Source organism: Microbacterium sp. H6, from assembly GCF_003314775.1.
Taxonomy (GTDB): Bacteria; Actinomycetota; Actinomycetes; order Actinomycetales; family Microbacteriaceae; genus Microbacterium; species Microbacterium oxydans.
In genome coordinates, this window is the sequence record NZ_QOAY01000191.1 from 13,106 (window position 1) to 20,954 (window position 7,849).

At 68.1% G+C, this 7,849-nt stretch carries 8 protein-coding genes; all 8 read right to left on the reverse strand.

All coding sequences use genetic code 11. The annotated features are described in order from the left end of the window. Nucleotides 1-552, reverse strand: a 552-nt coding sequence (locus DSP71_RS23765) for an alpha-hydroxy-acid oxidizing protein (RefSeq protein ID WP_258546424.1), incomplete at its 3' end; no start/stop codon positions are given. Nucleotides 553-562: 10 nt separating this feature from the next. Continuing rightward, nucleotides 563-1,285 carry a FadR/GntR family transcriptional regulator gene (locus DSP71_RS12555; RefSeq protein ID WP_046747910.1) on the reverse strand — a complete coding sequence of 241 codons (723 nt, stop codon included), beginning with the start codon at nt 1,283-1,285 and terminating at the stop codon, nt 563-565. Nucleotides 1,286-1,389: 104 nt separating this feature from the next. After that, entirely contained in the window at nt 1,390-2,043 is a 654-nt protein-coding gene (locus DSP71_RS12560; RefSeq protein WP_058632094.1) for a thymidine kinase, read from the reverse strand. A gap of 9 nt (nt 2,044-2,052) precedes the next feature. Further along, nucleotides 2,053-3,525: a malate:quinone oxidoreductase gene (locus DSP71_RS12565; protein ID WP_046747908.1), complete on the reverse strand. Its 1,473-nt coding sequence runs from the start codon at nt 3,523-3,525 to the stop codon at nt 2,053-2,055. 82 nt (nt 3,526-3,607) lie between these two features. After that, complete coding sequence (locus DSP71_RS12570; protein WP_113681259.1) at nt 3,608-4,678, reverse strand: aspartate-semialdehyde dehydrogenase; 1,071 nt, start codon at nt 4,676-4,678, stop codon at nt 3,608-3,610. Between the two features lie 180 nt (nt 4,679-4,858). Then, complete coding sequence (locus DSP71_RS12575) at nt 4,859-6,139, reverse strand: aspartate kinase (RefSeq protein ID WP_046747949.1); 1,281 nt, start codon at nt 6,137-6,139, stop codon at nt 4,859-4,861. A gap of 105 nt (nt 6,140-6,244) precedes the next feature. Next, on the reverse strand, nt 6,245-7,162 hold the full coding sequence (locus DSP71_RS12580) for a DMT family transporter (protein WP_113681260.1): 918 nt from the start codon (nt 7,160-7,162) through the stop codon (nt 6,245-6,247). Next, a complete protein-coding gene (gene recR / locus DSP71_RS12585) occupies nt 7,159-7,752 on the reverse strand; it encodes a recombination mediator RecR (RefSeq protein WP_046747905.1) in 594 nt (197 codons plus the stop codon). Before recR ends, DSP71_RS12580 begins: the two co-directional genes overlap by 4 nt. Nucleotides 7,753-7,849: the final 97 nt, after the last annotated feature.

Here is a 7,849-nt window from a genome sequence, read left to right on the forward strand (position 1 = left end):
CTGGAGGGTGTCGAAGCCCGCCGCCGCCGCACGACGGGTGAGTTCGTAGGAGATCTCGCGGTCGCGCATGACGTAGAGCTGGAACCAGTTGCGCCCCTGCGGGTTGGCAGCCTTGACACCCTCGATCGAGGTGGTGCCGAGCGTGGAGAGCGTGAACGGGATGCCGGCGGCCGCGGCAGCTCCGGCACCGGCGGTCTCCCCCTCGGTCTGCATCAGGCGCGTGAAGCCGGTGGGCGCGATCCCGAAAGGCAGAGCGGACGGACCGCCGAGGATCTCGACGGTCGTGTCGACCGTGGGAGCCGGACGCAGGATGCCGGGATGGAACTCCACGTCCCGGAAAGCCTGACGGGCCCGGGTGAGGGACAGCTCGCCCTCCGCGGCTCCGTCGGTGTAGTCGAAGGCCGCCTTGGGCGTGCGTCGCTTGGCGATCAGGCGCAGGTCGTCGATGGTGAGGGCCCCCTCCAGCCGTCGCTTGCGGCCGTCGAGCTCCGGCTTCTTGAACTTCATCAGCTCGAGGAGTTCGGCGGGGTTGGGGAACTGGCGCTGCACCATGATGTGCCTCTCAGATCTGGGGGTGAATCTCACGGGTGAGGCCCGTGGACGTGTAGTAGCCGGTGATGTGCGTGTGGATCAGGGACCGCGCGGCATCCACGTCGCCGGCATCGATCGCGGCGACCAGCGCGCGGTGCTCGGCACGGAGCCGGGCCGACATCGCCTCCCAGTCCGGGATGGTGGCGACGCCCGCCTGCACGTAGGACTCGATCGAGGAACGCAGGCCAGCCATCATCGCGGCGATGACCGTGTTGCCGCTGGCCTCGGCGAGCGAGAGGTGCAGCTGAGCGTCGAGGGCGAGGAACTCCGATGGCGAGAGCAGGGGTTCGTCCATCGCGGCGAGCAGTTCCCGCGCGCGGCTCGTGTCACGCTCCGGTGCGCCGGCCATCGCCACCACCACCGCATCCTCGAGCACCAGACGAGTCCGCACGACATCGTCGAGGGGGAACCCCTGCGCCGCGACCTGAAGCCTCAGCAGCGCTGACATGCCTCCCGTGGGCGTCGCGATCACGATGGCCCCCGACTGCGGGCCGGAACCGGTCGCGGTGCGGATGAGCCCCATCACCTCGAGCACGCGGAACGCCTCACGGACGCTCGAGCGCCCGACGCCGAGCTCGGTGGCGAGATCCCGCTCGGACGGCAGTCGGTCACCTGGGCCGAGGCGCGCGTCGAGCAGGTCGCGTTCGATGTGCTCGAGCACGAGGCGCCAAGCGCGTGCCGGCTGGTCCGCCATCGATCCTCCTGTGGTCTGACCACAGAGTATCGCGTGTGGTCAGACCACGCAAACAGGGTCGCCGACACACCCGCTGCGCCGGGCGCGGGTGGAGGGCGGCGGGCTCAGCCCAGGCGTCCGCCGGATTCCTCGAGATAGCAGGTGCCGCACAGCGACTCGTAAGTGGTCAGCTCGGGCGACGCCGACCCGGTCGCGCCCTCGTCGATGGCGACCTGGTCGCCGTCGAACACGAAGCGCCCGCCCACGACGCGGCCATTGAACACGGCCTTCCGTCCGCACCGGCAGATGGTCTTGAGCTCCTCCAGCGAGTGCGCGATCGCGAGCAGGCGCGCGGAACCGGGAAAGGCGTGCGTGAGGAAGTCGTTCCGGATGCCGTAGGCGATCACCGGGATGCCGTCGACGACGGCGATACGGAAGAGATCGTCGACCTGAGTCGGGGTGAGGAACTGCGCCTCGTCGATCAGCAGGCACGCGACGTCGCGCGGGCCTTCGGGAAGCAGCTCGTCGTCGGCCGCATGCTGCATGCGCTCACGATGCTTCGCGAACACCCTTCGTGCATCGTCGTCGGGGGCGATGAGGAAGTCGACCCGGCGTGTGACGCCCAGCCGACTCTCGATCTCGGACGCGCCCTTGGTATCGATCGCCGGCTTCGCGAGCAGCACCCGCTGCCCACGCTCCTCGTAGTTGTAGGCAGCCTGCAGCAGAGCGGTCGACTTGCCCGAGTTCATCGCGCCGTAGCGGAAGTAGAGCTTCGCCACGGGACGATCTCAGACGTTGATGCCGAGGACGGCTGCCGTGGCTTCGGTCGACTTCTCAGCGAGCTCCGGGTTCTCGTTCAGCTTCTCACCGAATGTGGGGATCAGGGCACGCAGCTCCGGCTCCCACCCCGGGTACTCGGCCGGGAAGCACTTCTTGAGCAGGTCGAGCATGATCGGGACGGCGGTGGATGCTCCGGGCGACGCCCCCAGCAGGCCCGCGATGGAACCGTCGGCCGCCGCGACGACCTCGGTGCCGAACTGCAGGATGCCACCCTTCTTCGGGTCCTTCTTCATCACCTGGGCGCGCTGACCGGCATCGATGAGGGTCCAGTCCTCATCCTTGGCCGTGGGCATGAAGGTGCGGAGGCTGTCGACCTTCTTGGCGTGGTTCTTCAGCAGCTCGCTCACGAGATACGTGATGAGGTCGGGGTTCTTCACCGCGACCTGCAGCATCGGCAGCAGATTGTGCGCACGCACCTGGGTGACGATGTCGAGCATCGAGCCGTTCTTCAGGAACTTCGGGCTGAAGGTCGCGAACGGTCCGAACATGAGCGAGGCCTCGCCATCGACGACACGGGTGTCGAGGTGCGGGACCGACATGGGCGGAGCGCCGACCGACGCCTGCGAGTACACCTTCGCCTTGTGCTGAGCGACGATGGTCGGGTTCGTGGTCTTGAGGAACTGCCCGCCGATCGGGAAGACGCCGTAGCCCTTGATCTCGGGGATGCCGGAATTCTGCAGCAGCTTGAGCGCCCAGCCACCCGCACCGACGAACACGAAGCGGGCCCTGACCTCGCTCGGGGTGTGACCGATGCTGTTGCGGTACTTGACCAGCCAGGTTCCGTCCTTCTGCTTCTTCAGGCTGCGCACCTCGTGATTCGTGCGCAACGACACGCCAGCGTCGGTCAGGTGGTCGAAGAGCTGGTGCGTGAGGGAGCCGAAGTCGACATCGGTACCGGCGGGCACACGCGTCGCAGCGAAGGGCTCGCCCTTGCGCCGCTGCTGCATGAGCAGCGGCGCCCACTTGTTGATGACGCGAGAGTCCTCGCTGTACTCGATGCCCGCGAACAGCGGTTGCTTCTTCAGCACCTCGTAGCGGTTCTTGAGGTAGGCGACGTCCTTCTCGCCCCGCACGAACGTCATGTGCGGTGTCGCGTTGATGAAGGTCGACGGCTCGTCGAGCACGCCCCGCTCCACCAGAGACGACCAGAACTGACGGCTCTGCTGGAACTGCTCGTTGATCGACACCGCCTTGGCGGGGTCGAGGGGAGCGTCGCCCTGCTGGGGCATGTAGTTCAGCTCGCACAGGGCGGCGTGGCCCGTGCCGGCGTTGTTCCACGGGTTGGAGCTCTCCTGAGCCACCTCGGAGAGTCGCTCGAAGGCGACGATCTTCCACTCCGGCTGCAGCTCGTGCAGGAGAGTACCCAGGGTGGCGCTCATGATGCCACCGCCGATCAGGACGACATCGACGTTTTCAGTCACCGAGCCAGTCTAGTTCGCGGGCGCGCTGCCGCCGACCATGCGGCGGGTTCCACCAGACCGCTTCCACATGACGGGGATGCCGTCAGGCTATGACCGCCAGGCGCTCGGCCAGGATCTCGGCGATCTGCACCGCGTTCAGCGCGGCACCCTTGCGCAGGTTGTCGTTGCTGAGGAACAGCACGAGCCCCTTGCCCTCGGGGGCGGACTGGTCGGCACGGATGCGACCCACGAAGCTCGGGTCCTGCCCCGCAGCCTGCAGCGGCGTCGGCACCTCGTCGAGCACGACGCCGGGCGCAGCGCTCAAGACCTCGCGTGCACGCTCGGGCGTGATGTCGTCGGCGAACTCGACGTTGATCGACAGCGAGTGCCCGGTGAAGACCGGTACGCGCACGCAGGTGCCGGCGACGCGAAGATCGGGGAGTTCGAGGATCTTGCGGCTCTCGTTGCGGAGCTTCTTCTCCTCGTCCGTCTCGTTGTCGCCATCCTCGACGAGGTTGCCGGCGAACGGGATGACATCGAACGCGATGGGCGCGATGTACTTCTCCGGCTCGGGGAAGTCGACCGCGGATCCGTCGTGCACGAGGCGCAGGGTGTCGCCCTGGGCCAGCACTCCCTCGACCTGACCGAGGAGCTCCTGGGCACCGGCGAGACCGGACCCGGAGACGGCCTGGTAGGTGGAGACGATCAGACGCTCGAGACCGGCCTCCGCGTGCAGCGCCTTCAGCACGGGCATCGCGGCCATCGTGGTGCAGTTCGGGTTCGCGATGATGCCCTTGGGGCGCTCGTCGATCGCGTGCGGGTTGACCTCGCTGACCACGAGCGGCACCTCGGGGTCCATGCGCCAGGCGCTGGAGTTGTCGACGACCACGGCGCCGGCTGCGGCGAATCGGGGTGCGTAGGCACGGCTCGCCGTGGCACCGGCCGAGAACAGGGCGATATCGATCCCCGCAGCGTCCGCGCTCTCGACGTCTTCCACGATGACGGTGGCGCCGCCGAACTCGATCGCCGTGCCGGCAGAGCGCGCGGACGAGAACAGCCGCAGATCGCGGATCGGGAACGACCGCTCGGCGAGAATCTCGCGCATCACGGTGCCCACCTGGCCGGTGGCGCCGACGATGGCGACGGAGAGTCCTGAATCGGAGATGCGGGTCATGATGTTCCTTGGCGTCGTGCGGTACTGCGTACGAGGCTTCGGGCGCGGCGTCGGGGTGCTGAGGCTGCGCCTGGCGCCGGTGTCAGGGTTGCGGTGAGTCTACCGCGACCGGAAGGAGTGCCGGCTCTCCGCTCCCCGCACTCGAGTCGTCGGCAGGAAAACGAGGGGGAACGGCAGAGATCAGCGGCCGGTGCCGGCGTGGACCGTGGCCTCGGCGTCGCCGTCGAGCCCATAGGCGGTGTGCACGGTGCGAGCGGCCTCGGTGAGGTCGGTGTCGCGGAGCACCACGGAGATGCGGATCTCGGAGGTCGAGATCATCTCGATGTTGATTCCTCCGGCGGAGAGCGCCTCGAAGAGCGTCGCGGAGACGCCCGAGTGCGTGCGCATGCCCGCCCCGACGACCGAGAGCTTGCCGATCTGGTCGTCGTGGATCAGGTTCTGGAACCCGACCTCGGTCTGCTCCCCCGCGAGGGCCTTGAGGGCACCGGCGGCATCCGCCTTCGGCACAGTGAAGGAGATGTCGGTGCGTCCGGTCGCCGACACGTTCTGCACGATCATGTCGACGTTGGCGCCCGACTTCGCGACGATCTTGAAGATCTCGGCGGCCTTGCCCGGCACGTCGGGCACGCCCGCGACCGTGATCTTGGCCTGGCTGAAGTCGGTGGCGACGCCGGCGACGATCGGTTCTTCCATGACTGCTCCCTCGGCTTCGCGAGGGTTCTTCATGCCCTCGCCCAGAACGTACGTGCCCTCGGACGACGAGAAGGTCGACCGGGCGTGAATGAGGACCCCGTGGCGGCGTGCGTACTCGACGGCGCGGATGTACAACACCTTGGCCCCGTTGGCTGCGAGCTCGAGCATCTCCTCGCTCGAGACGTGGTCGAGCTTCTGCGCCTTCGGGATCACACGCGGATCGGCGGTGAAGATGCCGTCGACGTCGCTGTAGATCTCGCACACGTCGGCGTCGAGCGCGGCGGCGAGCGCGACGGCGGTGGTGTCGGATCCTCCACGACCGAGGGTCGTGATGTCGCGGGTGTCGCGGTTGAAGCCCTGGAACCCGGCCACGATCACGATCGCCCCTTCGTCGAGGGCTTCACGCAGGCGCACCGGCGTCACGTCGACGATGCGGGCGGCACCGTGCTGCGAGTCGGTGATCATGCCCGCCTGGCTGCCGGTGAAGGAGCGCGCCTCGAAGCCCATCGAGTGGATCGCCATGGCCAGCAGCGCCATCGAGATGCGCTCTCCGCTGGAGAGCAGCATGTCCAGCTCGCGCGGAGCAGGGATCGGTGCGACCTCGTTCGCGAGGTCGAGCAGCTCGTCGGTGGTGTCGCCCATGGCGCTCACGGCGACCACGACGTCGTGTCCTGCGCGACGCGTGTCGACGATGCGCTTGGCGACGCGCTTGATGCTCTCTGCGTCGGCGACGGATGAGCCGCCGTACTTCTGCACGATGAGGGCCACGATCACTCCCTGGGATGATGGGCGGATCCGCCCACGCTCATTCTACGATCGGCGCGTATGCCCCGCCGCGCATGTGACGCCTGCCGGGTGCGCGGCGAGCAGGCGTCAGAGCGAGGGCGGGAGCGCCTGGGGCGAGACCGGACGGAGGCGGCCGCCGGTGGCAGCGAACCAGCATCCGACGATGATCAGCGGGAAGCCGAGCAGCAGACCGGGAGTCAGGGGTTCGGCGAGGACGATGGCACCGAGGATGATCGCGACCACCGGATTCACGTAGGTGAACAGCGGGGCGCGCACCGGTCCGACCTCACGGATGAGCGCGAAGAACGCCAGGAACGCCACCGCCGTGCAGATCACTGCGAGTGCGAGAAGCGCGGCGATCGACGGCAGCGTGGGCACCTCGTGCTGGGTGAGCGCTCCGATCGGCAGATAGAAGATCCCGATCATCAGCAGGGACAGGGTGATGGTGCCGAGCGAGGGGACGTCGTTGAGCTTGCGCGCCACGATGAACGGCGCGATCGCGTACAGCACGGCGACCAGGAGCACCTCACCAGCGGCGAGAAGGCTGACCTCGCCGCCGAAGAGTCCAGGACCGGCGACGACGACCGCCACGCCGACGAAGCCGACCAGCAGTCCGATGCCGCGGGCGGGCCTCAGCACTCCGCGGTCACCGCCGCCCAGGGCGATCAGGGCGGCGAACAGCGGCACCGTCGCCACGAGCAGACCGGTCATGCCCGAGGGCAGCGTCATCTCGGCATGCCCGAGCAGCACGAAAGGCCCTGCCATCTCGACGGCACCGAAGGCGAGCACCCAGGGCCAGTGCTTCAGAGCGGCTCGCAGCGCTCCGCTGCGGATCGCGAAGGGCAGCAGCAGGAGAGCCGCGATGAGAGTGCGCCCCGCCACGATCGCCGGCGGGGAGAACGACTCGACCGCGACGCTGATGAACAGATACGGCACTCCCCACAGCAGCGCCATGGCCCCGAAGAGGAGCCAGCCGCGCCGCGAGAAGCCCGCGTTCGGGCTCACAGGATGCGCCGGCCCTCGAAGGCACGACCGAGGGTGACCTCGTCGGCGTACTCGAGGTCTCCGCCGACGGGCAGCCCGGAAGCGAGGCGGGAGACCGTGATCTGCATCGTCGTGAGCAGACGGCTGAGGTAGCTCGCGGTCGCCTCCCCCTCGAGGTTCGGGTTGGTGGCGAGGATGACCTCCTGCACCGTGCCGTCGGCGAGGCGTGTCATCAGCTGGGCGATGCGCAGATCGTCCGGACCGATGCCGGCGATGGGGCTGATCGCTCCGCCGAGCACGTGGTAGAGCCCGCGGAACTCCCTGGTGCGCTCGATCGCCGCGACGTCTTTCGCGTCTTCGACCACGCAGATCAGCGCCTGACTGCGGCGCGGATCGCGGCAGATGGCGCAGCGCTCCTGCTCGGCGACGTTGCCACAGACCTCGCAGAACCGCACGCGGGTACGGATCTCGCCGAGCAGCTCGGCGAGACGCGCGACATCGAACGTCGGCGTCTGCAGGATATGGAATGCAATGCGCTGGGCGGACTTGGGCCCGATACCGGGAAGCCGTCCGAACTCGTCGATCAACTCTTGGACGATGCCGTCATACATCAGGAGAACCTCGTCGGGGGCTCGTAGGGCTCTTCGCGCACGAACGTCGCGCCGAGCACCTGGCGGATCACGGCCTCACCGTAGCGCTGCACTCCCC

What these genes read in the sequence shown, in the direction of transcription:
- DSP71_RS12555 (WP_046747910.1), bottom strand. Translation starts at nt 1,285, where the DNA reads ATGGCGGACCAGCCGGCACGCGCTTGGCGCCTCGTGCTCGAGCACATC.
- DSP71_RS12570 (WP_113681259.1), bottom strand. Translation starts at nt 4,678, where the DNA reads ATGACCCGCATCTCCGATTCAGGACTCTCCGTCGCCATCGTCGGCGCC.
- recR (WP_046747905.1), bottom strand. Translation starts at nt 7,752, where the DNA reads ATGTATGACGGCATCGTCCAAGAGTTGATCGACGAGTTCGGACGGCTT.